27 protein-coding genes are annotated in these 26,251 nt (G+C 59.5%); 11 read left to right on the top strand and 16 right to left on the bottom strand.

The window, feature by feature from the left end; translation table 11 throughout:
- Positions 1-446 precede the first annotated feature (446 nt).
- Entirely contained in the window at positions 447-938 is a 492-nt protein-coding gene (locus AC13RC_RS19465) for a MarR family transcriptional regulator (RefSeq protein ID WP_183808739.1), read from the top strand.
- Positions 938-1,621 carry a GNAT family N-acetyltransferase gene (locus tag AC13RC_RS19460; RefSeq protein ID WP_488558274.1) on the top strand — a complete coding sequence of 228 codons (684 nt, stop codon included), beginning with the start codon at positions 938-940 and terminating at the stop codon, positions 1,619-1,621. Before AC13RC_RS19465 ends, AC13RC_RS19460 begins: the two co-directional genes overlap by 1 nt.
- Positions 1,622-1,647: 26 nt before the next feature.
- On the opposite strand, the gene AC13RC_RS19455 is transcribed toward AC13RC_RS19460, so the two are convergent.
- Complete coding sequence (locus tag AC13RC_RS19455; RefSeq protein ID WP_183808737.1) at positions 1,648-2,274, bottom strand: LysE family translocator; 627 nt, start codon at positions 2,272-2,274, stop codon at positions 1,648-1,650.
- 316 nt (positions 2,275-2,590) lie between these two features.
- Between AC13RC_RS19455 and greA the strand changes: the two genes are divergently transcribed.
- Entirely contained in the window at positions 2,591-3,073 is a 483-nt protein-coding gene (greA, locus tag AC13RC_RS19450) for a transcription elongation factor GreA (RefSeq protein WP_183808736.1), read from the top strand.
- A 46-nt stretch (positions 3,074-3,119) separates the two neighbouring features.
- Here the strand turns inward: greA and AC13RC_RS19445 are convergent, their stop codons facing one another.
- Entirely contained in the window at positions 3,120-4,139 is a 1,020-nt protein-coding gene (locus tag AC13RC_RS19445; protein ID WP_488558150.1) for a LacI family DNA-binding transcriptional regulator, read from the bottom strand.
- A gap of 107 nt (positions 4,140-4,246) precedes the next feature.
- Between AC13RC_RS19445 and AC13RC_RS19440 the strand changes: the two genes are divergently transcribed.
- Entirely contained in the window at positions 4,247-5,440 is a 1,194-nt protein-coding gene (locus AC13RC_RS19440) for a phytanoyl-CoA dioxygenase family protein (protein WP_488558149.1), read from the top strand.
- Between the two features lie 6 nt (positions 5,441-5,446).
- Positions 5,447-6,256 carry an SDR family oxidoreductase gene (locus tag AC13RC_RS19435; RefSeq protein WP_183808733.1) on the top strand — a complete coding sequence of 270 codons (810 nt, stop codon included), beginning with the start codon at positions 5,447-5,449 and terminating at the stop codon, positions 6,254-6,256.
- Between the two features lie 177 nt (positions 6,257-6,433).
- Here AC13RC_RS19435 and AC13RC_RS19430 read toward each other — a convergent pair whose 3' ends face one another.
- The 11 genes from AC13RC_RS19430 to AC13RC_RS19380 form a co-directional block, all read right to left on the bottom strand.
- A complete protein-coding gene (locus AC13RC_RS19430; protein WP_488558148.1) occupies positions 6,434-7,588 on the bottom strand; it encodes an alpha-D-ribose 1-methylphosphonate 5-triphosphate diphosphatase in 1,155 nt (384 codons plus the stop codon).
- The gene (locus tag AC13RC_RS19425) at positions 7,575-8,321 is read right to left on the bottom strand and encodes a phosphonate C-P lyase system protein PhnL (protein WP_113350837.1); all 747 of its coding nucleotides are present in this window, start codon (positions 8,319-8,321) and stop codon (positions 7,575-7,577) included. Before AC13RC_RS19425 ends, AC13RC_RS19430 begins: the two co-directional genes overlap by 14 nt.
- A gap of 13 nt (positions 8,322-8,334) precedes the next feature.
- On the bottom strand, positions 8,335-9,162 hold the full coding sequence (locus AC13RC_RS19420; protein ID WP_488558147.1) for an ATP-binding cassette domain-containing protein: 828 nt from the start codon (positions 9,160-9,162) through the stop codon (positions 8,335-8,337).
- Positions 9,162-10,073 (bottom strand): alpha-D-ribose 1-methylphosphonate 5-phosphate C-P-lyase PhnJ, encoded by a 912-nt coding sequence (locus tag AC13RC_RS19415; RefSeq protein WP_113329363.1) that lies wholly within the window; start codon positions 10,071-10,073, stop codon positions 9,162-9,164. The genes AC13RC_RS19420 and AC13RC_RS19415 overlap by 1 nt, the downstream gene beginning before the upstream one ends.
- The gene (locus tag AC13RC_RS19410) at positions 10,070-11,164 is read right to left on the bottom strand and encodes a carbon-phosphorus lyase complex subunit PhnI (protein WP_488558146.1); all 1,095 of its coding nucleotides are present in this window, start codon (positions 11,162-11,164) and stop codon (positions 10,070-10,072) included. Before AC13RC_RS19410 ends, AC13RC_RS19415 begins: the two co-directional genes overlap by 4 nt.
- The gene (gene phnH, locus AC13RC_RS19405) at positions 11,164-11,709 is read right to left on the bottom strand and encodes a phosphonate C-P lyase system protein PhnH (RefSeq protein WP_152093026.1); all 546 of its coding nucleotides are present in this window, start codon (positions 11,707-11,709) and stop codon (positions 11,164-11,166) included. Before phnH ends, AC13RC_RS19410 begins: the two co-directional genes overlap by 1 nt.
- A 2-nt stretch (positions 11,710-11,711) precedes the next feature.
- Positions 11,712-12,173, bottom strand: coding sequence for a phosphonate C-P lyase system protein PhnG (locus AC13RC_RS19400; protein ID WP_488558145.1), 462 nt, complete (start codon positions 12,171-12,173; stop codon positions 11,712-11,714).
- A 133-nt stretch (positions 12,174-12,306) separates the two neighbouring features.
- Positions 12,307-13,107 (bottom strand): PfkB family carbohydrate kinase, encoded by an 801-nt coding sequence (locus tag AC13RC_RS19395; protein WP_488558144.1) that lies wholly within the window; start codon positions 13,105-13,107, stop codon positions 12,307-12,309.
- An 8-nt stretch (positions 13,108-13,115) separates the two neighbouring features.
- The gene (locus AC13RC_RS19390; RefSeq protein WP_246661738.1) at positions 13,116-13,955 is read right to left on the bottom strand and encodes a carbohydrate ABC transporter permease; all 840 of its coding nucleotides are present in this window, start codon (positions 13,953-13,955) and stop codon (positions 13,116-13,118) included.
- The gene (locus AC13RC_RS19385) at positions 13,952-14,836 is read right to left on the bottom strand and encodes a carbohydrate ABC transporter permease (protein ID WP_488558143.1); all 885 of its coding nucleotides are present in this window, start codon (positions 14,834-14,836) and stop codon (positions 13,952-13,954) included. The genes AC13RC_RS19390 and AC13RC_RS19385 overlap by 4 nt, the downstream gene beginning before the upstream one ends.
- 9 nt (positions 14,837-14,845) lie before the next feature.
- Positions 14,846-16,093, bottom strand: coding sequence for an extracellular solute-binding protein (locus tag AC13RC_RS19380; protein ID WP_488558142.1), 1,248 nt, complete (start codon positions 16,091-16,093; stop codon positions 14,846-14,848).
- A gap of 222 nt (positions 16,094-16,315) precedes the next feature.
- Between AC13RC_RS19380 and phnF the strand changes: the two genes are divergently transcribed.
- From phnF to AC13RC_RS19365, 3 genes are all read left to right on the top strand, one after another.
- Positions 16,316-17,074, top strand: coding sequence for a phosphonate metabolism transcriptional regulator PhnF (phnF, locus tag AC13RC_RS19375; RefSeq protein WP_069610056.1), 759 nt, complete (start codon positions 16,316-16,318; stop codon positions 17,072-17,074).
- Between the two features lie 101 nt (positions 17,075-17,175).
- Positions 17,176-17,997, top strand: a complete 822-nt coding sequence (locus AC13RC_RS19370; protein ID WP_488558141.1) for a class I SAM-dependent methyltransferase — start codon at positions 17,176-17,178, stop codon at positions 17,995-17,997.
- A 130-nt stretch (positions 17,998-18,127) separates the two neighbouring features.
- Positions 18,128-19,294 (top strand): acyltransferase family protein, encoded by a 1,167-nt coding sequence (locus AC13RC_RS19365; protein ID WP_488558140.1) that lies wholly within the window; start codon positions 18,128-18,130, stop codon positions 19,292-19,294.
- A 5-nt stretch (positions 19,295-19,299) separates the two neighbouring features.
- Here AC13RC_RS19365 and AC13RC_RS19360 read toward each other — a convergent pair whose 3' ends face one another.
- Positions 19,300-21,249, bottom strand: a complete 1,950-nt coding sequence (locus AC13RC_RS19360) for an FUSC family protein (RefSeq protein ID WP_488558139.1) — start codon at positions 21,247-21,249, stop codon at positions 19,300-19,302.
- Positions 21,250-21,414: 165 nt separating this feature from the next.
- Here AC13RC_RS19360 and AC13RC_RS19355 point away from each other — a divergent pair, with 165 nt between their 5' ends.
- Positions 21,415-22,317, top strand: a complete 903-nt coding sequence (locus AC13RC_RS19355) for a LysR family transcriptional regulator (RefSeq protein WP_488558138.1) — start codon at positions 21,415-21,417, stop codon at positions 22,315-22,317.
- A 7-nt stretch (positions 22,318-22,324) separates the two neighbouring features.
- On the opposite strand, the gene AC13RC_RS19350 is transcribed toward AC13RC_RS19355, so the two are convergent.
- Both AC13RC_RS19350 and AC13RC_RS19345 read right to left on the bottom strand, forming a co-directional pair.
- The gene (locus tag AC13RC_RS19350; protein WP_488558137.1) at positions 22,325-23,251 is read right to left on the bottom strand and encodes a cation diffusion facilitator family transporter; all 927 of its coding nucleotides are present in this window, start codon (positions 23,249-23,251) and stop codon (positions 22,325-22,327) included.
- 148 nt (positions 23,252-23,399) lie between these two features.
- Positions 23,400-24,281, bottom strand: a complete 882-nt coding sequence (locus tag AC13RC_RS19345; RefSeq protein WP_488558136.1) for a helix-turn-helix transcriptional regulator — start codon at positions 24,279-24,281, stop codon at positions 23,400-23,402.
- A 123-nt stretch (positions 24,282-24,404) separates the two neighbouring features.
- Here AC13RC_RS19345 and AC13RC_RS19340 point away from each other — a divergent pair, with 123 nt between their 5' ends.
- Positions 24,405-25,637 carry a cytochrome P450 gene (locus AC13RC_RS19340; RefSeq protein WP_488558135.1) on the top strand — a complete coding sequence of 411 codons (1,233 nt, stop codon included), beginning with the start codon at positions 24,405-24,407 and terminating at the stop codon, positions 25,635-25,637.
- Positions 25,638-25,666: 29 nt separating this feature from the next.
- The gene (locus tag AC13RC_RS19335; protein WP_152093019.1) at positions 25,667-25,987 is read left to right on the top strand and encodes a 2Fe-2S iron-sulfur cluster-binding protein; all 321 of its coding nucleotides are present in this window, start codon (positions 25,667-25,669) and stop codon (positions 25,985-25,987) included.
- The last annotated feature ends 264 nt before the right edge of the window (positions 25,988-26,251 follow it).

The following is a 26,251-nucleotide window of genomic DNA, read 5'->3' as shown; positions in this document are numbered from 1 at the left end:
GGAAAGTTAAGGCGTTTATTATTATTCAGTTAATATGTAAATTTCTAAATAAATAATATGCGCATAAACTGAACTTAACGTGAAGTTAAATCTCTCGTCACACAGCGAGTATTTCAGAATTATTTCAACATGTTAATTGGTTGCTGAATAATTCCGTTCGCGTGGGAACATCGAAAGCATCGCAGCGGCTAGCTCATGGACGGAGGAGCGCGTCAGCTATTCCTCTCCCTTGAAGGGTTATGTCGCGCGTTCCAGATTCAAACAGTATACGACCTTAGCGTTAGTCCACCTTCGAATGGCAGCGATGTGTAAAGGCCGGGACTGCTCGATGAGTACAATCATTGAGATCGTATATCCGTATCCTCTAAGTGACCGCCAGCGGGCTTGATTGCAATTGAATAACGCGTTATATAACAATTTATGTAAATGGAGGAATGGGGGTCGATTTGACTGAAGATATTGTGAGGGCGATGGGGTTCCTCTGTCTTGGCAGCCGGTTTCGCCGGATCGGCGAGCGTCTGCAGGCCGATACGCAGCAGATCATGGAGGAGCTGGGCGTCTCTTTACAGTCCGCCCAGTATCCATTTCTCGCCGCCATCGATCGCGCCGGGCCGCTGACGATCGGCGAACTTGCCCAGGCCGTCGGCATCACTCAGCCGGGCGCGACACGCACCGTCTCGCAGCTTCTGGAATTGGGCTATGTCGACATGCAGGCCTCGATCGAAGACCAGCGCCGCCGTCTGATCTCGCTGACTTCCAGGGGGCAGGAGCTCGTCGACTATTCGAAAAAATTCGTCTGGCCGCGCATAGAACAGGCGGTCCGAGAGCTCTGCGGTGACCTTTCAGGGCCGCTATTGCAACAACTCGCCGCGATCGAGGACGGACTTGCGGAAGCTCCGCTCAGGCGACGCGGCACCCTCGGCAAGGAGCAGCAATGATGAGCCATATTCTCGATCGTCCGATTTGGAGTGCTCTTGAAACTGCCCATGCATCACTAGCGGAGGGCAATGCGCTTGCCCGCCGCTATCCACCGTCCATCGTGCCCTTTGCGGCGTCCGCGGACAATTCGCCCGAAAGTCTCGAGGCCCTGGCGAGGCTGCCTTCGGGAGAGGAGGTCATGGCGATCGTCGAGGCGGAGCCAATCATCGTTCCTGAAGGGTTGGTGACCCTTTCCAGTGCCAGGCTCGTGCAGATGATGGCGGAGCGCCCTTCCGAGCGAGTCTCGGACAGTCGGGTCGTGCCGCTGACGGAGGCCGATGCTACGGATATGCTAGCGCTTGCTACGCTGACGAAGCCTGGCCCCTTCACCTTGCAGGCCCAAAGCCTCGGCTCCTTCTGGGGCGTGAAGATCGATGGGCGCCTTGTCGCCATGGCAGGTCAGCGCATGCGCCAGACAGGATTTGCGGAGCTGAGCGGCCTCTGCACTCATCCCGATTTTCAGGGGCGCGGCCTCGGCACCTTGCTCTTCCGTTTCGTGGCTGGTGAAATCGCGGCCCGCGGCGAGACTGCCTATCTGCATGCTTATACCACAAACACGCCGGCCATCGGTCTCTACGAAGCGATGGGCTTCCGCATCCGCTCGGAGATGAACTTGTCAGTCGTCAAGCGGCAGCAGCTTTGATCTTCCGGTTGTCGCCGTAAGGGCGGTCACTGCTGTTGCAGCGCGAGCCTCAGGCCCAATGCCATATAGATTGTGCCGATGACCTTTCCCTGCCATCGGCCGATGGTGCGGTTGCGCCGCAGCCAGCCACCAATCGAGCCGGCACCGACCGCCAGAAGCGAGGTCACGCCGATGCTGAGCGTCACGAAAATGGCTCCCAGAAGCGCGAATTGCGCAATGACGGATCCGCTTTCCGGATGGATGAACTGCGGCAGGAAGGCCAGGAAGAAAAGCGCAGTCTTCGGGTTGAGTATCTCCGTGAAGAAACCCTGCCGGAATGCGCGCATGGGGGTAATAGCCTGCGCAGTCGGCAGATCGATGCTGCCGCTTTTCTCGATAAAAGCCTTGAAACCCAGATAGATCAGATAGATGACGCCGGCATATTTGACGATCTCGAAGGCCAGCGCGGATGTGGCCAGCAATGCCGACAATCCGAAGGTCGCCATCATCGTATGGAAGAGATCGCCGGCGGCTATTCCAACGCCCGTTGCCAATCCCACGCGCTTGCCGCCACTGACTGCCCTGGCGAGCGTGAGTAACGTGGCAGGTCCTGGAATGACCATCAGACCAAGCACCACCAATATATAAGTCGTCAAAACACCGAGGCTGATCATCGATCTCTCTAAAGTTGAGTGCCGTTTCAAAGTCCCCGCGACATGGAACTTTGTATCCGCCGTTGTTAGCTGGCTTGAAGACTAGTCGTTTTAGAGATCGTTGCAACGAACATGTTGGCGATGTCCGCTGGCGGGAATCCGGCCTCTTCGGTGATCTGGGCTTTCTATCGGCTGTTCTATTCCTCCAGCATTGCCATCTGGTCTATAGTACGGGGTCGATTTGCTTCCTGTGGTTAAAGACAGGTCATCGAAATTGTTCATGGAAAAAGATCCCGACGGGATTTCAAGGTTTAGCGCTTCGCAATGGAGTTTGAAATTGAGCACTGCGTTCATGAAGGAAGAAAGCGCTGAAACGGCCGCCGAAACCGTGTTGCCCGACCGGCCGATTTCTCCGCATCCGAACCACGTCACCGAGGCGGGACTGAAGGCTCTGGAATTGCAGCTTCAGGACGCGCGCAAAGCCTATGAAGCAGCAAGCGCGATCGAGGATATAAACGAACGCCGGCGGCAGGCAGCTATTCCATTGCGCGATGCGCGCTATTTCGCGGAAAGGGTCCGAACCGCCGAAGTCATGCCGGCGCCGGCCTCGTCCGAGGTCGTCGTTTTCGGAAGCACGGTCACCTACAGCCGTGAGGATGGCCGCGTGCAAAAATATCGCATCGTCGGGGAGGACGAGGCCGATCCCAAGGCGGGATCGATTTCCTACGTCTCGCCGGTCGCAAGATTGCTGATGGGAAAGACGGTTGGCGATATCCTGACCCTTGGCAAGGAGGAGCTGGAGATCACGGCGATCGAATAGCGGTCTTTCCGCGCGCCCTCTTTCTGCGCACGCCTGCGGTTTTCGATCAATGCGGCGGTTCGAACGGCGTTGCGATCGCGACCCTCGACGGTGCTACCTGAAAATCTGCCGGCAGCATCCGGTGATAGGCGAGCATGAGCTGACAGGCGCTACGAGCGTCATGGCGCAGATCGTGGTGAATGACGAAAGTGATCTCGCCGGCGGCGAGCAGCCCGATATTATCTTGATCGAGATCGTGGGCTGCAAAGACCGTGCATTCGCGCCGGGCCTCGGTAAAGGCTTTCAGGATGGCACGATTGCCACCGCCAGCGGAGTAGACCGCGCGGATGTCCGGCTCGCGTTCCAACGCATCGCGGACGAGCAGTTCCGTCGTGCGGTCGACGCCGAACCCTCCGGAAATTCGGACGACCGAAAGATGGGGGAATCGCTCCGCAAGAGTATCGCGAAATCCGCGCTCACGCTCGTCCTCGCCGGCAAAAAGGCTGCTCGAGAGCGTTACCAACACTTTGCCCGCTCGTTCGCCGGCCATGCGGCCGAGCAGATAGGCGGCGGTCGCTCCTGCCATACGATTGTCCATGCCGACGTAGCCGATACGGGAATTTTCAGGCAGGTCGGTCACCAGCGTAACAACCGGGATCCTTGCTGCCATGAGTTGGGCAGCGAAATCGGCAATGGCCTGCGTCGACGCGGCCTTGAGCACCACGCCGTGGCTGCCGCGCCGGCGTATGGCACGCAGGATGGATAAAAGCTCGGCCTCGCTCATCGTCTCGGCCACATGAAAGCGCGCGAAAAATGATGCGGGCCGCATGCCGGGCAATTCCGCCTCAAAGGCCTCGCGGACGGCCGACGAGAAGCGCTGCGGCGTATCCATGACGACATCGATGACGAGCCGCCGCCCTGCCAAGCCCGATTGCACATATTGCCGCTCCAGCTCGGCAATCGCGGCTGCAACCCGCGTGCGGGTCACAGCACGGACGCCCTCGCGTTCATGCATGACACGATCGACGGTCGCGAGGCTGAGCCCAGCCTGTAGCGCAATATCTTTCAAGGGAAAGCGCGATTTCACGGTCACTCTTTCTGAGGTGTTTTTGAGGTGTTTCCCGTCTTTCTCATAGGCCGGTGCGGGACTACGATCAACCTCATAGTCCAACGTCATTTTGGGAGGAGAACACCATGGACGCTCAGACGCTCGCCAGCCGGCGCAGCCGGAAGGTCTGGCTTTCGGCCGATTGCGGCAATTTCGATACTTTCAAAGGCCTGGTGGAAAAGACCGCCGATCCGGCCGACTGGCCATTGGCGGCGGGGATCGAGAAAAACATCCTCATCTATGATGGCGACAAGGTTCGCAGCGCCGCCGAGGATGAAGACGAACGTCGCGCCCTGATGGCCGAGTGGGTGGAAGCCTTTACCTCAGGCCCAGGCGTCGTCGTCATCAAGAACGCCATGCGGGATACGGCGGTTGTCGATCGCGCAACCACCGTATTCGAAGCCATCGTCCGCGAGGAGAAAGAGAAGGGCAAGGGCGCCGGCGATCATTTTGCCAAACCCGGCGCCAACGACCGCATCTGGAACGCACTGGAAAAGCATTGCCTGGCGGACCCGGAGAATTTTGCTCGCTATTACGCCTCGACGGCGGTCGCCATGGTGTCGGAGGCCTGGCTCGGCGTCGGCTATCAGATGACCGCACAGATGAACCGGGTCAATCCGGGCGGCACTGCGCAGAAGCCGCACCGCGACTATCACCTCGGCTTCATGTCGCCGCAGCAGATGCAGGCCTATCCGGGCCACATCCATGCCGTTTCGCCGCTGTTGACGCTGCAGGGCGCGGTCGCGCATTGCGATATGCCGCTCGAAAGCGGGCCGACGCTGTTCCTACCCTATTCGCAGACCTTCTTCGAAGGCTATATCGCCTTCGGCCGGCCGGAATTTCAGGCCTATTTCGCCGACCGTCACGTGCAATTACCGCTGAAGAAGGGCGATGCCGTCTTCTTCAATCCGGCAGTCATGCATGGGGCCGGCGACAATGTCTCAAAAGACATCTACCGCATGGCCAACCTCCTGCAGGTGTCCTCGGCCTTCGGGCGGGCGATGGAGAGCGTCAACCGCAGCCGCATGTCTGTCGCAGTCTATCCGGCGCTGGTCGCCGCTCTCGATGCCGGTGCGCTGAGCCGCGCAGAAGCTGCGAACGTGATCGCATCGACGGCTGAGGGCTATGCCTTCCCGACCAATCTCGACAGCGATCCGCCGGTCGGGGGCCTCGCGCCGAAAACCCCGGCGCAGATCATGGCGGAGGCGATCAATGCCGGGACGGATGCGAAGCGATTTGCCGAACTCATCGCCGCCCATGCCGCACGCAGGGAGGCTTGAGATCGTATGAGCCGACTGGATGGAAAATTCGCCGTCGTGACCGGCGGCACGCAAGGCTTAGGCGCGGAAGTTGCCCGGCTGTTTGCCGAACGCGGCGCCGCCGGCCTGACGATCTGTGGGCGCAGCACCGCCAAGGGCGAGGCCAAGGCGCGTGAGATAAATGACCGCTATAAAATACCGGTCGCTTTCGTTTCAGCCGATCTCGGTAAGGTGGACGATTGCCGCAAGGTCATCGCGACCGCCGTGGAAAAATTCGGCCGCATCGATGCGCTCGTCAATGTCGCCGCCATCACCGATCGCGGCACCATTCTCGACACTGATCCGGATCTGTTCGATCGGATGTTCGCCGTCAACGTGCGTGCCCCGTTCTTCCTGATGCAGGACGCGATCAAGAACATGATCGCCAACGGCATCGAAGGCACGATCGTCAATATCTCCTCGATGTCGGCGATGGCCGGGCAGCCTTTCATCAGCGCCTATTGCTCTTCCAAAGGCGCGCTCGATACGCTGACCCGAAATACGGCCTTCGGGTTGCTCAGGAACCGCATCAGGGTCAACGCGCTCAATATCGGCTGGATGTCGAGCGATGGCGAGGATCGCATCCAGCGCGAATATCACGGTGCCGCCGAAGACTGGCTGGCAAAGGCGGCCGCCGAACAGCCGTTCGGCCGTCTGGTCGATCCGGCCGAGGTCGCACGCGCCGTCGCCTTCCTGTCATCGGAGGAATCCGGCCTGATGACCGGCGCCACGATCAATTTCGATCAATCGATCTGGGGCGCCTATGAAGGCTCGCCGCATCCGGAGAAAGCGATGTAAGCCACGCAGATTGGCGGGAGGGAATACCCTTCCGCCAATGGGTAGGCACCACTCGTTCCTTCTCTCCATCGGGGAGAAGGGGTTATGTGGCAGCGACTTCACGTCACTGCAATGCCCTTAGGCGATGACCGGATGCTATATACCAGGGCGGATTGCCCACTGGTCTTGCCTTATGGCTTAAAAGCTCTTGATGGTTCCGTCCGACCAGATCATCTTGCCGCCGCGGATCGTGCCGTGCACCCGCGGTATCCGGCCGCGTTCTGCGATGACCAGATCGGCGCGCAATCCTTCGGCGATGCGGCCGCGATCATTCAGGCCCAGCGCCCTTGCCGGATTGGCGCTTGCCAGCGCAGCGGAGGCAGGAAGGCCGCCCTTGCCGACTTCCGCGAGCGCGATCACGGCCGGCAGAATGGCCGATGGGTGATAGTCGCTCGCAAGGATATCGAGCACGCCGGCTTCATAGGCTTCCCGCGCGGAAAGATTGCCGGAATAGGAAAGGCCGCGCAGCGCATTCGGCGCGCCCATGGCCGTCGCCAATCCCAGCCGCCTTGCTTCGGTGGCCGTCGCAATATTGATCGGAAACTCGCTGATTGCCGCGCCGAGGCTGTGTAGCAGCACTGCCTTCTCGATGGTGTCGTCATCATGAGATGCAAGGACGACGCCATGTTCGCGCGCCAGTTCCGCCAAGCCGTTGATGATGTCCATGCTGTCGCCATGCTCGGAGCGGGCCGCCATGCGCTGTTTCACGAGTTCTGCTGCCTGTGCCTCGCTGATCTTCTTGGCCTTTGCCGTGTTGGCGATATGCAGCTCGATATCGCGATATTGTCCCTGGCCCGGCGTGTGATCCATCAGCGAAATCAGGTGCAATGCGCCGGCGTCGATCAGGGTCTTTGCCTCTCTCAGCGCAGGCAGGAAGGTCACCTCGAAGCGGCCATGGACGCGGTGGTCGATCAAAAGCTCTTCGCGCATCGATGCAAGCTTTTCGATCATGGCGTGGGTATGCTCGATGGAGCGGATATGGCCGTAAGTTGCCGGTGTGAAGGCGACCGCAGCATAGGCTGTCGTCACGCCGTTGGCAGCGAGCATCTTGTCGAGGTCGTAAACGCCGAGTTCGAGCGGCATGCGGACATTGACGCGCGGCTCCACACATTTTTCGATCATATCGCCATGCATGTCAACAAAACCGGGCAATAGAAACCGGCCGTGGCCGTCTATTTCAGCCCCGTCGACAGGCCGCTCGCTGATTTCAGCGATCAGCCCATCTTCGATCCTGATGGCACCGCGCTCGATCACGCGATCCTGCAATATAATTTCGAAATTACTCAGCCACATCGTCTTGCTCGTCCTCGATCTTGATGGCTTCCAGATGAAGTTCCCGGTCGATCAATGCCCTTACATCCTCGGGATGATGAAAGACACCGATCATTGCAACGCCGGACGTTTTGAGCTGCGCCAATCTTTCGACCAGCGCCTTGCGGGCGGCATGATCGAGCGATGCGGTTGGCTCGTCGAGCAGCAGCAGACGCTGCGGCAGGATGAGCGCGCGAGCCAGATTGACCTTCTGCTGCTCGCCACCGGAGAAGGTCGAAGGATAAGCCGACCAGAGCTGCTTCTTGACGCCGAAAGCATCGAGCCAACGCCGCGCCTCGGCCAAGGCTTCGGAATGCGACGTGCCGGCAAGCCTCAGCGGCTCGGCCACGATCTCTTCGGCGGCAACGCGCGGGCGAGCATTGAGGAACTGCGTGACGAAGCCGATTTCCCGGCGGCGCAGCACGGCAATGTCGACATCGGCGGCTGTCGCGAGATCTATGATCCCTTCCTGCGTGTGATAATAGACGTGGCCGGCCCGCGGCAGGTAGGAGCGATAGAGCGTGCGCAGCAACGTCGATTTGCCAGCGCCGTTCTCGCCCTTCAGCAGAATGAATTCGCCTGTGTGAAGGTCGAAATCGATATTCTCGAAGGCAAACAGCGTGCGCTTGAGATGGTGCATTTCGAATTGCTTCGAAAGGCCCTGGACGCGCAGCACCGGGGGGGTGGTTTGCCGGGCGGAAACCTGAATGTTCATCTCGCGCGTTTCCTCAAAGCTTGGCGTGAACGAGCTGCTGCGTATAGGCGTGCTGCGGATCCTGAAAGATCTGGTCGGCCAGACCCTGTTCCACAACCTTGCCGCGTCGCATGACCATAACCCGGTCTGCCATCGTGCGTATGACGCCGAGATCGTGCGAGACCAGAACCATGGTGATCGAACGCTCGCGCTGCAACCGCTTCAGCGTATCGAGGACCAGCGCCTGAACGCTGACGTCGAGGCCGGTCGTCGGCTCGTCGAGCAGCAGGACGGCCGGCTCGAGCGCGATTGCCTTGGCGAGCTGTACGCGCTGCTGCATGCCGCCGGAAAGCTCGTTCGGTCGGGCATCCATGCGCTCGATCGGAAATTCCGACGCGTCGAGCGATTGGCGCGCCCGTTCGCGCAGCTCGGCAAAATTGCGATTGCCTGAAATCAGCAGGCGTTCGGCGACGTTGCCGCTGCTCGTGTGGTTCATCAGCAAGCCGAGATGCGGGTTCTGATAGACGATGCCGATGTGATGCGCCCGCAGCATTCGCCGCTCGAAGCGGTCGAGCGTAAAGAGGTCGCGGCTCTCGTGCCCGGGAAGAGCAAGATTATAGGTGCCTGTGTCGGGCGTATCCTCAAGGTTCATCATCCTCAGAAGCGTCGACTTGCCGGAGCCGGATTCGCCGACAATGCCGAGCACTTCGCCCGGATAAACAGTCACATCGACGCCGCCGAGCGCGGTGACGTCGCCATAGCTGCGCGCAATGCCGCGCATGGTCAGGATAGGCTCGGCCAGCATCAGCCGCGGCGGCTGGCGGGTCAGCTCTGCCGTTTGAGTGGGGTCAAGCGCGGCCATCAGTCCATCCTTCCATTCTTGTACCAGGTCTCGCCGATCTCGACCGCTTCCGCTTCGGATTTGCGGATATGCTTCACGCCGAAATGGCTGTCGGACAGTTCGTATTGCGAGGAACCGTCTTCCTGCGGAAGCTCGTTCATGAAGAAGCCGGTGACATTGCTGCGGTAGCAAGTCTTGTCCTGGTGATCTTCGACGCGGTACGGCACGTCATCGAAAACGAGCGGCTCGACGCGCGTATAGGGCGGCACGGCGAAAATGCGCTTCTCCCGGCCGGCGGACAGGATTGTCAGGTGGTCGGCCTGATTGAGCTTGGGCACGTCCCAGCGCGGGATCGGCGATGGCGTCATCACATGCCGGCCGTTGACCATGCTTGGATAGCTGGACCCTTGCATGATCCGTCCCGATTTGACGAGCTGTTCGTAGAGCACCAGCCACAGCTGCCCATAATCGGCATCGCCATGCATTTCGCGGGCGACGGACATATCCGGCTGAACGGGGCGCAGTGGTTCCGGGTTCGGAACCTGCAGCACCAGGACCTGATCCTCGCGCAGCTTTTCCTCCGGAATGCGGTGGCGGGACTGGATGATGGTTGCGGCCATCGTGTCTTCCGTCTCGACGGCACCACCGACCCGCGCCACGAACTTGCGGATGCTGCTCGCATTCACTGAATCGTCTGATCCCTGGTCGATAACTTTGACGACGGATGTGGGCTTGAGCAGCGTCAGCGTCACCTGCAGTCCGCCGGTTCCCCAGCCGCGGGCGATCGGCACTTCGCGGCTCGCATAGGGCACCTGGTAGCCGGGAACGGCAATCGCCTTCAGGATGCGGCGGCGCATTTCGCGCTTGGCGGATTCATCGAGGAAACCGTAATTGAAGGCCATCCAGGGCTTGGTCAATTCCTGAAGTTTCATAGCGCAGCCTCCTCCTGTTGCGGGGCGAGCTTTTCTGTCACGGCTGGTTTTGCGGCGGCAGCGTCCTTGTCCGTCTTGACGCGGCGCAGCGCGTCGAGGGTCGATTGGAACGTGACGTAATGCGGAAGCTTGAAGTGAATGCAGAAGCCGGAGCTTTCGACCGGCTCGGTGTGATAGAGTACGAATTCCTCATTGGCAGCCGGGTGCGGGTCGGGCTGGTTGGAGGCAAGGTCGAGCGTTGCCGCCGCGATCACCTTTACCTCGTTCCAGCCAAAGGTCGCCGAAAAGCCCAGCTGCAATTCCTTCGCCTTGGAAATGACTTCGGTCTGGCTCACACGAACGCGGCCGGCGCTGAAGATTGTACCCGAGGGATGGCGCAGGCGAACTGGCGCATAGGTCAGACGCAGCTCGTTGACGGTCGGATGCACAGCGCTGTAGCCGCGCATGGTGGCATAGCCGAGCGCCAGCGTGCCGCCGGTGTCGGCGCGGGCCAAGCTCTGGAGTTTGTGGGCGCGCGCTGCCGGGAACAGCAGCGGCTCGCGCGTCAGATCGGGGATTTCCTCAGGCGCGACGGTTTCGACCGGATGGTCCGGAATAAGCCCTTGCGCTTTCTGCCAGCTGGTGAGCGACGGTTGCGTCGCCGGCGCCGGCTTGGCAGCCGGGATCACCGGTTCCGGGACATAATCATTGCCCTGCAACACGTCGACCTGAAGCAGGCGGTGGGAGTAGTCCAGCGTCGGCCCCAATATCTGGCCGCCTGGAATATCCTTGAAGGCGGCTGAGATGCGGCGTACCGTCAGAAGATCCGGCTGATTGACGGGTTCGGCGACGGCGATGCGCGGCTGCGTCGTGCGGTAGGCGCGTAGCAGCAGGATCGCTTCGCAGAGATCGCCGCCGGCCTGGGCGAGCGCCAGCGCCGCAAGGTCTGGCTCATAAAGCGAGGCTTCGCCCATCAGCCGGTCGATGAGATAGGGAAGGCCGTTTCGAACCGCCTCGACGCGCTCGCGCGTGATCGGGCCGAGATCGGCGCGGAAAAGCCGTTCCGCCTGTTCGATGGCGTATTCGCCGCCGCGGGTTGCTACATAGGCCATCAGAGCACCTCGATTGTCGTGGAACGCGGAACACCAAGCATGCGTTTGCCGTCGACGAGATAGAGATCCCAGCCGAGCGGGTAACGGATTGCTTTGGCACGCATGTGCCAGAAGGCGGGATCGATACCGTCGATCTCGATCGTCACGCTGTCCTTGATGCCGGGGCCGGTGAGACGCAGTCGCTGTCCGGAGCCAAATTGCGCGGGGGCAAACAGCGTTGCGGCGTCATCGGGATACAGTAGGCTGCCGATGCGCAATGTCGACAAGGCTTCGACAGCTTCGGAGGAGCCGATAGCAGTAAAGACATAATCCGCATCGGCAAGCGGCATTCGTCTCGCACCGGTTGCGGTCATCTTTAAGTCCAGCAACGGATCGCTTGTCACATGGAAGCTGCATTCGCGATCGAGCAGGCTTTCGGCAAGCGGCCAGAAGCCTTCAGTGGGTAGTTCACGCGGCTGACCGGGTCGGCTCAGCGCCCACATGAGTTCTTCGAAGGTGGCGTTGGTGCGGGTATCGTCGAGGGTGGGCAGGAGATTGTTGGCCATGGTCAGAATGTCTCCATCTGCACGCGGGTCGCCTCGACTTTTTGCAGGAGCTGCCGGTCTTCCTCTTCCTGATGGCGTCGTTCGGCATTCAGGAGCTCAAGGATGAGAGCGGCCTGATGATTGGCAGCGATCGCGGCATCGATCACAGCCATTCCCATGGCGTGTTCGAGATCCCGGCCGACCACGGCGCCATAGCCTTCCACGGCGCGATCCGGCACGCGGATATACGCTTCGGACACCAGAACTTCGCCGAGATGGAAGGCGGTGCTGCGAACGGTATCGATCAGCGGCAGCATGGCAAGACCGGTACGATTCACGACGACATCGACCTCGCCGAGGGTGTCGAGCACCTTTTCGGCCGCAGCCTTGATGTGCGCCGGGCGGCTTGCGGCGAGAATGTCCAGTGCCTGCGCATGCGTATAGGATGCGTTGACCGGGTTACCAGTCTTCTCCTCAGTCATCATCTTTTCCTCGGGCATCAGGATTTGTTCGGGGAATGGGGCTCCAAAATATTCGAATGATTACTATAGTCATTCGAATGAATTGTCTATGGCATTTTGCCTTGCTCGAAGAGATTTTCGGGGTGCCGCGAATTCCCTAGGCGCTGCGCCGGCGCAGCCATTCCGCCGTGATGCGGCTTGCTTCCCGTGCAGCGGCCGCCGGTGCCTGCCCCTGCAGCAAGGCGAATAGAAAAGAACCGGCGAAACGGTCGCCGGCACCAATGGTATCGGTCGTGTCGACCTTTGTAGCCGGTTCGACTTCTAGCGCCTGCAAGCCGTCAAACAGCGTAATCGGGCGCGTGCCGTCGGTGAGCACGAGCATCTTCAGGCGCGAACCGGCGATTTGGCCGGCCCTCTGCCAGGCGATATTGAGATCATCCGGAATATCGTCGCGCGAGGAGATGACATAGTCTGCCGGTCGCGGCGTTGCCGGCCGCAGCGGAAATTGCGAGAGGACGAGCGGCTGCGCGCTGATCTGTTCGACGAGGCTTTCGTCGAGCGCGAGCGCGTTGATATAGACGCCTGCACCCGACAATTTACCGGCTGCCGTCAGCGGCTGAGATCGCCCGGTCGGTGCGAGGATCGTCCGCTCTCCACTCGGCTCAAGGAAAATTTCCAGCGGTGCCGTCTTTCCGGGTGCCATCATGATGTATTCGGTATGGAAGCCGCTCGAGGAAAGGGATCGCAATGCGGTTTGCCCTTGTTCGTCCTGCATCAGCCTCGAAACGATCGCGACGTCCGCTCCCAATTCCAGCAATTGCAGGCCGGTATAAAAGGCGCCGCCGCCGAGGCGGGTCGTCCGGGACGAAAATTGTATGCGTCCGCCCGGAACCAGCGGTGCATCCAGCTGCCATATGCGATCGTGGTTTACCGATCCGATTACGATTACGCGGGGCATGCATCCGCCTATCTGTCATCAATGCCTGGTGCCAGCGCATCGACGATGAAACGCTGCGCCAGCAGGAAGATCAAGAGAACGGGGACGATCGACAACAGGCTTGTTGCCATCAGTGGTCCCCAGGCCCGCTCGGCGCCCTCCAAATCGGCGAAGGCGGCAATACCCGTCGTCAGCGTCTTCTTGGAGGCATCATCGAGTACGAGCTGACCCCAGAGATAGATGTTCCAGGCCCCCATGAAGGAAATCACCGAAAGGGCGGATATTGCTGGAATGACATTGGGGATGCCGATCTCGATGAATTGCCGCCACAATCCGCTTCCATCCATGCGTGCCGCCTCGAATATCGAAGCGGGAAGCGACCGGAAAGCCTGCCGCATGTAGAAGACATAGAAGCCGATATAGGGGATCGATGGGATGATCATCGCGCCATAGGTGTTGAAGGCCTGGAGCTTCACCACGGCGATATAGGTCGGAATGATCGCCAGCACGTTTGGAAAGGACATGGTGGCGATAACGAACCAGAACAGCGGCTGCCTCCCCTTGAATTCGAGTCGCCCGAAGGCAAAGCCGGCAGGCACGGAGAGAGCGAGCTTTCCGGCGGTGATCAGGGTGGCGGTCAGCATGGAATTCCAAAGCCACATCCAGATCGGATGACGGCTTGCGGCGATGGCGAAATTCGAAAGCGTCGGATTTTCCGGCCAGAAACGCACGGCTCTCGCCATGATCATGTCGTTTGGCGTGAAGGCCGCCGTCACCATCCAGACGAGCGGAAACACGGTGACGATGCAGATTGCCATGAGCACGACATGGAGCAGCAATCTGTGAAGCTTGTGACCGATATCGCTCATCTGTAGTGCACCCGCTTCTCGCTGACACGGAACTGGAGCCAGGTGATGGCGAGCACGAGAACGATGATGATGACGGCAACGGCGCTTGCCGGCCCGAACTGGAAGAACAACAGACCCTGCTGCCACAGGAAATAGAGAAGGCTCGAGCTTCTGCCCGCCGGTCCGCCATGGGTCAGCACATCGATGACGCCGACAATGTCGTCAAGCACATGGAAGAAGGTCGTGACACTGATGAAAAAGGCCGTCGGCGTCATCAGCGGCAGGCTTATGTCGAAGAAATGCCGCGTCGAACCTGCACCGTCGAGCTCAGACGCCTCACGCAGCTGATGCGGCAGGTTCGCGAGCGCTGCCAGCCACAAAAGCATGTTGAGGCCGAAGGTCTTCCAGAAGGTGACGAGGCTGACACAGAGGAGCGCAAGGTTCGGATCCGTATGCCAGCGCGATGGCGAAACGCCGAAATGGCCGAGCACCTCGTTGAAGAGACCGTTGACCGGATTGAAAAGCCAGGACCAGGCAACGCCTGCCACCGAATAGGCGACAATCGTCGGCAGGAACAGGCTGCCACGATAAAGCCCTTGCAGCGGATTCTTGCGCACCGAATGCAGCATGAGCGCGAAGATCAGTGGGATGACGATCTCGGCCGGGATGAGGACGACACAGTAAAGCAGCGTATTCCAGGCCGCCATGCGGAAATCTGGATTGTCGAAGATGGACGCGTAGTTATCGACGCCGACAAAGCGGATGTCTGCCGACAGCAGATTCCAGTCGACCACCGATAACAACATCGACGCTATCAGCGGGCCATAGAGGAATATCGCCACGGAAAAAACGGCTGGCCCCACGAAGAGGTAGGGGGCCAGCGATCGAAGACGAAATGGCATGATGCGAACCTATGCCGAAATCAGCCCAGCAAGCTCGTCATGAGCGCCCTTGATACCGTCGGCAACCGTCGTTTCCTTGAGCAGCATACGCGAGACCCACTTGCGCCACACGGCCTGTCCTTCGAGGCCGCGCTTGCCGGGCCAGATCGTCTCTGCGGTCAGGCCATCGCCGAGCTGAGCCGCCGCCGGCTTCATGAACTCGTTGATGAGCGGAATGTCGTGCGTCGACGTGTTGAGGTAGCCGGTCTGAGACCAAAGCGTCTGGCCTTCCTTCGATGCGCAGAATTCGAGGAAGGCTAGAGCGGCCTCCGCCTGTTCCTTGTTGCGCGTGTAAATGGCAAGGAAATTGCCGCCGCTGTTCATCTTGCGCTGATGTCCCGGAAGCCCCGGGAATTTGGCCGTGACAGCCTTTGCCGCACCGAAGGGGAAGGTGACGGCGGCGGTCGAGCTGGTCGTGCAAATCGCAAGTGCGCCGGACTGGAACGCGGCCGTCTGCTCCTTGTCGCTGACGGGCAGCCAAAGCCCTTCATGGGCCGGGGCGCAATATTCGGTCATGCCGGCGATGGCTTCCGCGCTGTTTAGGGCTAACTTGCCGTCGGGATCGATGATGAAGCCGCCGGCATTCTGGATGAAGGACTGGCTCGTCCATTCGTTGTTGGAGAGGGAGATCGGCGAGCGATAGGTCGGATGCTTGCCTTTCAGGGCCGCATCAAGCTTGCGGGCGCTTTCGTAGAGCCACTTGGTATCCGGTGTTTCCGGTAGATTGGGATCGAGGCCGGCAGCCTTCCACATGTCGCTGTTGATATAGGTTATCGGCGTTGACATCGCCCAGGGAAGACCGATGACGGCGCCGTCGATGGTGACCAGTGGTAGGACCGACGGGCGGAAATTGGCGAGGATTGCCTCTGCCTTTGCGGAATTGATCTCGCGAAGGTCGCGGGCGCCGAGCGTGCGCTTGGCGAAATAGCCGAACTTCCAGCCGGTGATCATCATGGCCGGCGGACGGCCAGCGGCGACGCTCGCGACCGCCTTGGCGGTCACGGCCTCGTAGTCGCCGTCGAAACGGTTGGTAACGGTTATGCCGAGCTGCTTGGCATTGAAAGCGTCGACAACCTTCTGGAACGGCTTGTCGGAACCCCAGGTGCTCGAAATCTCGATAGCCGCGTCGGCGGACCGGGCCTTGCCGGTCAAAGCGATCGATGTGCCGATGACTGCGGTCGTGCCCGCGATAAATTGACGACGATCAAGTCTTACCATCTTATCCTCAATATCCGAATGATTAATAAAACATTCGGATATTTACCTAACGATGGCGAGTGACACCCATATGAAGGAAAGCGTGGCTAAGAGCTAAAGCTCGAGGGCAAAATTGACTTTGGCTGCTGTTTGTTGGATTTCCGATATCGGGCACAGATTGAAAATCGATGCTGTAGCCGATATATGACATTCGAATGACATGGTTGAATTCGGAAGGCAGGCATGGAGAAGAAATTGCTGCACGGGCAATGGCAACAGGTCGAGAGCGATATTGCGGAGGATATCCTGACCGGTCGCCTGTCACCAAAGGCGCAGCTTCCGACGGAATCCGACCTGATGGAACGTTTCGGCGTCGGACGGCACACCATACGGCGCGCCATTTCCCGTCTCGAAAGCCGGGGGCTCGTGCTGGTCGAGCAGGGGCGCGGAACCTTCGTCAGGGATAGTCGACTCGATTATCGCCTGTCCGAACGCACGCGCTTTTCCCAGAACCTGCTCGATCAAGGCAGAGAACCGCTCGGTCAGGCCATTCATGAGGAGGTTGTCCCGGCTTCGGAATTGATCGCAGAGGCTTTGCGGCTTCCACTTGGTGAGCCGGTTTATCATATTGTCCGCCGCGGCTTTGCCGACGAGGAGCCGATCAACTATTCGCATGCTTACTATCCGGTGCGCCGTTTTCCAGGTTTCGACGAGGCGCGGCGCAGCGGGCGAAGCGTCACCGTCATTCTGGCCGAATACGGTATCCCCGACTATATCCGCCTGCGCACGGATATCGTCGTCCGTCTGCCGACAAGCGAAGAGGCGAAACAGCTCTGCCAGTCCATGTCTCAGCCGGTGGCTGTGTCGAGAAAGGTGGACGTCGATCTCAAGGGCACGCCGATTTCCTATTCGGAATCCGTCTGGCCGGGCGAGCGCGTGCAATTCTCCATCGACAACACCAGCCAGCTTCTGGACGTGCTTGCGCGCGGTGACGCGGGCTGAATAGACCGGTTCCGCGCGATTGGGTCTCTTCAGAACCTGAATGACGCGTCTGCTGCGATATGCTAGTATCGGGCTTTCTCAGGCGCGCAGCGGGTGATGCGATGTTGGAGGCAGACAAGCTATTCGCTGGCTCGATTCCGGAAAATTACGACCGCCATATGGTGCCGTTGATTTTCGAGCCTTACGCGGCAGATATAGCCGAGCGAGCAGCGTCCTTGCGGCCCGACGCAGTGTTGGAAATCGCTGCAGGCACCGGCGTTGTCACCCGCGCATTGGCGCCGAAATTATCCCCCGGTGCAAACTACGTCGTCACCGACCTCAACCAGCCGATGCTCGATTACGCCGCCTCGCGGCAGGCTCCCGACAGCCGCATCACATGGCAGCAGGCGGATGCCCAGTCGTTGCCCTTCGAAAATGCATCCTTCGATCTCGTCTTTTGCCAGTTCGGCGCCATGTTTTTTCCGGACCGTATCTCGGCCTATCGCGAGGCAAAGCGCGTTCTGAAGCCCGGTGGACATTTCCTCTTCAACGTCTGGGACCGCATCGAAGAGAACATATTCGCGGATGATGTCACGAACGCGCTTGCCCGGATTTTTCCCAACGATCCGCCACGCTTTCTGGCGCGCACTCCGCATGGCTATCACGATGTGGATCGGATTCGCGGCGATCTCGAGAACGCTGGTTTCTCCGAAATTGTGATTGAAACGAGGGCCGAGCAAAGCCGGGCATCTTCGCCGCGTCTTCCGGCCGTCGCTTATTGTCAGGGAACTCTGCTTCGTAACGAAATCGAAGCCAGAGAAGCGGAGAAGCTGGAGGCTGCGACCGACTATGTCGCCGCCGCAATCGAAGCCAGACACGGTAGCGGCGAAGTTGCTGCTAAAATTCAGGCACATATCATCCTGGCGACGGCTTATCCTGCCTAATGTCTGAAATATTAACTGAAGAATAACTATAATCTAAAGCAGGGTTGCCGATTTATGCATGCGGCGACGAGTTGTTATATTGTCGCGGATACCAAATGGAGATCCAGGGCAATATTCGCTGAGCTTTCCGGTGAGGTTTCATAAGGAAATACCTGAGGGACGAGATGCGGGCGGCAACGCCGGCAAATCCGATCATATGCTCTTGAACCTTCAGGTGCTGCGCGCGCTCGCAGCCTCTTCCGTGGTCATCGCCCATGCTCTGCACGAAACAGAGATCCTTGCAGCAGCGACAGGACGTGCAGCGGTCGATGGCTCTGCCTGGAATCTCGGTTTCGGCGTCGACATCTTCTTCGTTCTTTCCGGCTTCATCATGACCCACACTGCGGCATCGGAGTTCGGCAAGGGCGGCGCTCCGCTGCATTTTTTTTTACGGCGTTGCGCTCGTGTCGTCCCCCTTTATTGGCTTTTGACGAGTATCATGCTGCTTGGCGCGCTCGCGGCACCCTCGCTGCTCGTCGTTCCCGTCGGCTCCATATCCCATGTTCTCGCCTCCTATTTCTTCATTCCGTCTGGGCGTGGCGTGGGGGAGATCAGGCCGGTGCTCGCGCTTGGCTGGACTCTGAATTACGAGATGCTGTTCTATGTGTTCTTCGCACTGGCGCTCCTTTTGCCGATAAGGGTGGGGGTCATCTGGCTGTCGGTGCTCATGGTCGGCATGGCGCTCGTCGGAAATCTCGTTGACGCCAGCCATGTCCAGATAGCATTCTGGACGAGCCCGATCATTCTGGAGTTCCTGTTTGGCGTCTATGTCGCTCTGATTTTCCGCAGCGGCGTGAGGATCGGCAAGGGTATTGCGTTCGGGCTCGTGGCCATAGGGCTTCTTGGCTTCGTTCATGTCTCCACGCTTTGGAACGATGCGGCCTTGCCGCAATTCCTGCGAAGCGGTTTGCCTGCGGCTCTGTTCGTTCTTGCGGCCGCAATCGGTCCTGTTTTGCCTCATAAGAGACCTGTACTCTGGAGTGTCGCTTTGGGAGATGCCTCCTATAGCCTCTACCTCGCCCATCCCTTTATCCTGCGACCCATGCGAGCCATTTGGGCGAAAGTGATCGGAGGGGCTCTGCCGCTTGGTTTGTTCGCTGGCTTCTCGACGCTCGCTGCTGCCCTGCTTGCCCTGGCGCTCTTCAGAGGTATCGAGAAGCCGCTTACGCGCCGCGTGCAGAGCGTTGTGCTCGGCTCGGCACGGCGCAAGCGGATATCGGCTGGGGCGCTCCCGGCAGCGGATACCGAGAGTGCCTGACGCTTTCAGGCGGTTCGCTTTTGGCGAAGGTAATCGACGTGGTTCAATGCCGCCGAGGCGATCGTGTCGAGCTGGGTCGCAGCACGGATCAGCGTGTGGCGGGTCGAGATGTCGGGCTTGCTGATCCAGTAGGAAAGATGTTGGGCGGCCGCGCGCGAGACTTTTGCAAGACGAGCCGGATCGCCGCGGCCGAGCTGACGCAGCACGACGTTCAGTGGTTTGGCAAGATGAGGGTGCTCTCTTGCCAGTTCGGCGAGCGTGATCGCAGCCTCGCCGATCGCAAGCGCGGCAAGCATTCCCCTTAGGTCGTCTTCCGCCTGTTTCTCGGGAATGCCGGCATTCGCCGCCGCCTGGCCCGCCAGGCGGTCGGCCGTCCTGCTCAGCCAATGCTCTCTCGTCCAATGGGCCGGAGACCGGCCGATATCCGTCAGATCGCGCAGCGTGGCGCGTTGCAGGCGCTGCCGCTTTGCCGGCAGGTCGGATGGAAAGAGCAGCGTGAAGACGAGTACGCCCGCTCCCACACCAAGGATCAGCGCTAGGGTGCCGTTCATGAAAGAAGCCGCATCGGCGCGGCCGGTATTATCTGGGCCGACCAGATCTAGAAACAGGAAGGCAAAGCTCGTTGCCAGGGCGGCAGTGCGGACGTTGCGCATGGCAAGCCCGGTTGCAAACATGATGATGCCGATGACCATGGCCAGTTCAGTAAAGTCCGACAGCATCGGCAGGATGGCGAAATTGCAGATCGCTGCCGCAATTACCGCGACGAGCCCGCCTTTGAGGAAACCCATTCCGCCGACTACCGGATTGGGCCGTGTGGCAAACAGGGTGCAGATGACACCGAGAATGACAATGAAGCTCGGGCCGGATGGCCAGGCGGTTGCGATCCAGAACCAGGATCCGATGACGATGGCGACGAAGGTGCGAATACCGTTTTGAACTGCGTCGCGATGATCGACGTGGAAGGAGAGCCTTAGCCTTGAGGAGGGGGCTTTCTCGTCCGAAAACAGGGCCTGGCGCGTGAGTGCGCCATGGGCGGCTTCAAGCAGCCTGTCGAGGTGATCCAGGATCAGAAGCCGAGGCGGGATCGCATGATCGGAGTCAACAGTAGTTTCGGAGAGTGCAGTCCGAACATCTGCCCGCAATGCGGCAATGATATTGGGAGCGACCGGTGATGCCGAGCCGATAGCGTCGAGTGCCATAGCTGCTTTCTCGACGAGAGGTTCATCGAGATCCGGTCGCTCCGCGAGATGCTCGCGCAGAGACTGGGCGATCGCCATCTGGGTCAGCATTGCGACTGCGGCGCCGCGTAGATGGCCCAAACGGCTGCGTACGGAACGGGAGCTTGCGGCGGCATATTCCGCAGCGGCATCCAGCTCCAACGCGCCCGTCAGTAGCCCTTGGAAACCCGAAGTGTTGCTCTGGCCGCGCAATGCGCGCGCGCAGAGATCGGAGACCTGGCGGAGATATGTTGTCAGGCGGTTCTGGGTCTCCTGCAGCGGCGTGCCAGGCGCGAAGACGGTGGTGAAAACCGCTTCCGTCATGATCCCCAGGGCGATGTAGATTACCCGTGCCACCGCAATGTCGAAGACCTCCAGCGGCGAACCGATGGAATCGAATGCGACGATAGCCGCGGTGTATCCTGCCAACACGGCACCGTAGGCGCGAAAATTGCGCAAGCCTGTGGCGAGCGCCGTGCACAGTCCCAGCCATAGAGCGAGCGACAGAATGAACAGCTCCGGCGCCTGCATGAAAAGCGCGACCATGGCCACCGCGGCAACGGCCCCGATGATCGTGCCCAAAATTCTGTATTGGCCTTTTGAAAGGCTCATGCCGCGGTTGGATTGAGCAACGATCCAGACCGTCATCGGCGCCCATTTCGGATCGTCGAGATTGAGCAGGAAGGCGATGTAGAGTGCTACGAGCGACGCTGCGGTCGTTCGTAGCGCGAAACCCACTGCCGGTCGCGTCAATCACGGTGGCAACGCAAGCTCATGTGCCAAGGAGCTGAATAGTCGTGCTGAGTTGAGAGGTGCCACGGTCATGCGCCCAGCCATAACGGTATGGACGAATAAGGATAATGGCGTAAATTCAGGATATATTGTTGCTGAAAACGGTAGAATATGTCCAGGGACCTCGAGAGCATTCGGATTTTTCTGCGCGTTGCGGAACGCGGCAGTTTCACCGCCGCCGCGACACAACTGCGGCTGCCTTTGACGAGCCTTAGCCGCCGCGTAAAACAGCTCGAGGACGATCTCGGCGTTCAATTGTTGTATCGCACGACCCGGCGTGTATCGGTCACGGATGCCGGGCGCGACTATTACGAGCGTTGCATCAGGGCGGAGGAGATCCTGGAGGAGGCGGACCAGACAGCACGCGCGGTGCGCATCGAGCCGCAGGGTATGCTGCGCGTCCTCATGCCCTATACGCTCGGCCTGAGTGTCGTGGAGCCAAGACTGGGCGAGTTTCGGCAGAACTATCAAAAGGTGCAGCTGGCCCTGACTTACGACAATTATCCCCTCGACCTCATCGAGCACGGCTTCGACGTGGCACTGCGAACGGGACCGCTCTCCGATTCCGGCTATTCTGTGCGCACGCTCGGTCGGTCTCGCGCCCACCTAGCCGCAAGCCCCGCCTATCTCGACAGGTTCGGCCGACCGGAACGTCCACAGGATCTTAGAGAGCATGCCGTGATGATGATGGGCGCCGGCACATCTTTGGCGACGGTGCGCTTGCTCGACGAAGCCAGCAATGTGGCCGAGGTCATCGTCAAGCCGATCCTGATGTCGAACGAGGTAACCACCATCATCCGCCAGGCCGTTGCCGGTGCAGGCATAGCGCTGGTATCGCCTCAACTGGCCGCGCAGCACTTTGCGCGCGGCGAACTCGAAGCGGTTCTCCCGCAATGGCAGCGAGCCGATGATATCGAGCTCAACGCACTCTTTCCAAGACGCGCTACGTCGGATCGAAAGGTGCGCAGTTTCGTCGATTTTCTCGCCGAAGTGTTCAAGGATTGGCGGGGGTAGCGGCTGCTCAATCCGCCCATTCCGGATCCGTCGTAAAAGCGATCGTCAGCCAGCGGTCCGGCCCTTCGTCGCCGATCGCTTCACCGATTTCGTCGCGGATATGGTCCCATTCCTCCAGCTTCTTCGCCGGTCCATCCGGTGGAACGATGAAGTAGAGTTCGATCTGCTTGCCGCGGCCGACCCGCGCGACATAGGAGCGGTAGGATAAGAAATTGTAGCGTCGAACTATGTCGGTCGCGACGCGATCGACATGCTCCCGAAGATCCGCAGGTGTCACGAGCAGGATGTCGGCGAATGCCTGCTTGATCGTTCCGATCGGCATGGGAATGACGATGAGGCAGACGAGAGCCAGAGCGACCGGATCGACATAAGGCGACATCCACTGCAGCTTCGTTCCCTGGATGAAAAAGCCGAAGATGAAGGCGAGGAGCAATGCGCCGCTGAGGCTGCCGGTCATGATCCAGGCCTTGGCGTCCAGTGCGATGAAATTGGATCTGAGCGTCTTGTTCGCGCGGTTGCCATAGGCCGCCATCAGGAAGGCGATGATCATGGTCAGCACCGCGTAGATGATGGCTTGATCGAAAGAGAGATGACGGCCGCCGGCCATGATGCTGCCGATGGCGTTGATCAGGGCATAGACCGCGGCTCCCGCCAGGAGGACGCCATTGAGGCCAAGCACCATTGGCTCGAGGTGCCAGAAGCCCATGGTGAAATGCTTGGCGAATTTGCCGGTGGGTGTCGTGTTCGTCGCGGAGGATATGATCAGATTGGAAACGATCAGCGCCACGATCGTCATGCTCGCATCGGTAAGCGCGTAGACGCCATCAAAGACGATCGCATAGGAGCCGGAGAGAATGCCGAAGACGATACCGGCGATGGCCAGAACGAATGTCACGATGATGGAAATGCGCAGGACGCTTTGTTCGGTCGTCACTTCTTAATCCCCAGCTAAAGCGCGGCATGCATTTCGAATAATCTGGCATGCACGACAGACTTCTATCGCGTCATATGTCCCAAGCCAATCGAGATGGTTCAGTCATGAAATACCTCTTCAAGCGTAAGCTGAGAGGCACTCAATCGCCTCAGGATCGGCGTGGTCTGTCGTTTTCGCCCTGCCGTCTAAACTCGCTCGGCGTGACGCCCACCAGCTTCTTGAAGTCACGGGCAAAGTGGAATGGATCGGGGTAGCCGCATCTGGCGGCGATCTTGCCGATCTGCTCATCCGTTATCACCAGCAACCGCTTGGCGGCGTTTACGCGCTCGTGCCGCAGCCAGTCGATAGGCGTCGTTCCCGTTCTCTGACGGAAGCGTCGGAACAGTTGGGCTTGGCTCAGATTGGCGGCGGGCGCGAGCTCTGCAACCGTCCAGGCGCGTGACAGATCGGCTCGAACCGTCTCCATGACCCGCTGCAGGCGCTGAACGGCGCCGCCAACGTCACTATTGTAGGCCCGCCCCGATACCAATGAAGAGATCAACTGGGCGAGCAAGGCGAAGCACTGGCTCTCTGCAAAGAAGCCTCTTCCTTCCACTTCACCGAGGATTCCCTCGAACATGCCTTGTAGATTGTGCACAGCCTTCATGTCGAAAACCGGATTGGCGACCACGCCAAGGCTGTCAAACAGGGTATCGAGCCCGTATCCGACGAAGCCCACCCATAGATAGGACCAGTGCGCATGGCGTGGCTCGCAGCGATGCGAATACAACATTGAGGAGTCCAGCCAAGCGATCGTCCCTTCATGCAGCTGGCTGGAGACTCCGTTGACCTGCAACAGGCCTTTTCCGCTGAGAGTAAGGATCAAAGTGTGATGGTTGAAGCGGTGGGCTATCGGCATTTCCGCTGGCGTGCAGATCCGGCGTCCGGCGGCGAGAAGCGTGTAGGGAAAGGCGCGGGACAACTTGCCCGGAGTCTGAAAGAAGACGTCGTCAAGGGGGAGGGTTGCTGGTGAAGTCGCTTTATCGGTCATGGCGACCTAACCCTATTGGGTAATGAGAGTTTTATCCATATGGCTGCGGTTGGCATCCATGTCTTTTCATGCTCTGCCGCTGTATTCTACGGTGATAAACCAGAATGGACAAAGGTCCTGATCATGCCGACGGCAACCCCAGCATTCGATCCGCTCAGCCAAGCGTTCACTGACGATCCCTATGCCGCCTACCGTGAGCTGCGCGCCACTCCCGGTCCCGTCTATTACGAGCATTTCGACATATGGCTGCTGTCGCGCTATCAGGATGTGGCCGTTGCCGCCGCTGACAAGACGCTCGTGCGCTCGCTCGAATTCTTTCTTTCCCCGGAGGAGATACAAGAGCAGAAGGTTCGGCAGAATTGGCACGACATGCCGAACCATTCGCGCTTCGTGCAATTCAGCCTTCTGGATTCCGATGGTGAAATCCATGACCGGCTGCGCCGCAAAGTGTTCCGTGAATTTACCCCGGCACTCGTTGCGCGACAGCGCGGCATGATACAGGATTTCGTCGACCGCCTGCTCGACCGTCTCCTGCAGGCAGGTACGATCGATTTCGTGGAAGATCTCGCCTCGCAGGTTCCCGGGCACATCATCGGCTCCGTGTTGGGCGTGCCCGAGGAATATGCCGGGCAGCTGCGCAAGTGGTCGGAAGAGGTCGTGCAGTATTTCGATGTCGATCGCAGCGCCGAGCGCAAGGCGATCGCCGAACGCGCGACGACGGAATTCTACGAACTCCTCAAGGAACTCATCGCCGAGCGTGTACGCAATCCGCGCGACGATCTTCTCTGTCGGCTGACCGAGGCGCATGTTGCCGGCGAGCTGACCGAAGACGAACTCGTGTCCACCTGCATGCTGATCCTCATGGCCGGACATGGCTCGACCATCGATGTGCTGGGTAGCGGCATGCATGCTTTGATGCAATATCCCGATGCTCTGAGCAAACTGCGGGAAACCCAGGCCGTGATGCCGACTGCCATCCAGGAAATGTTCCGCTTCGAGTCACCGCTGCCATTCTTTCATCGCTACCTGACGGAAGAAAAGACGATTGCCGGCACGCCGCTGCCTAAGGGCACGAAGATCGGCCTGCTCTATGGCGCGGCCAATCGTGATCCGGAGCAATTTGACTCACCCGATGTTTTCAATGTCGAGCGCACCCCTAACCGCCATCTGGCCTTCGGCGGCGGCGCGCATTTCTGTCTCGGCAATCATCTCGCGCGGCTGGACATGGAGATCATTTTCTCGACGCTCCTGCGACGCACCCGCGCGATAGAACTGCTGGATGATAGTCCCGCCTACAAGCGCGGGCTCTCGGTGCGCGGTCCGCAACGTCTGGATGTTCGTCTTATTGCCGCGTGAACGGGCTTACCGAAAATATGGAGAATGCAATGTGTGAAATCGTGTTCATCGATTCCGCTGGCCGTGAGACGCGTGTTAAGGCACAGGAGGGTGAAACTCTGATGGCTGTGGCCGTCAGGAGCGGCATCGATGGCATCGTGGCACAATGCGGCGGCGCCTTGGCCTGCGGTACCTGTCATTGCTACATCGAGCAACCTCATCTCGATCTTCTGCCGCCGCCTTCCGAAGAAGAGGCGACGATGATCGAATTCGTGATGGAGCCGGCGCCGAACAGCCGCTTGAGCTGTCAGATTCTCGCAAGCAGCGTCATCGACGGCATGCGTGTCGTCGTGCCGGATAGTCAGCACTAGGGCAGGCACGTCGATTGCGGGCGAGACGGATTCCCGGGTTCGTATCCGCAGTTCCCGGTAAAGAAAGATCATCATTGCGTTTGGGCCGCTCCTTCTGCCGGAGCGGCTCTTTTTGTAGTCACGTCCTAGGTGATTGCGATCGCTGATATATTATTATTCATGAGTATTGAAGTATAGATTTTTGTCGCTTATAGGTTGTGCCTGCGATTCCTAAGGCTTCTCCCTTCGCCGAATCTGCTGCGCCATATGTCGGCGTAGAGCAAG

This window comes from Martinezella sp. CNPSo 3890 (genome assembly GCF_057784455.1).
Note: the sequence above shows the minus strand (reverse complement) of the source record. Positions and strands in the feature narration are given on the sequence as shown.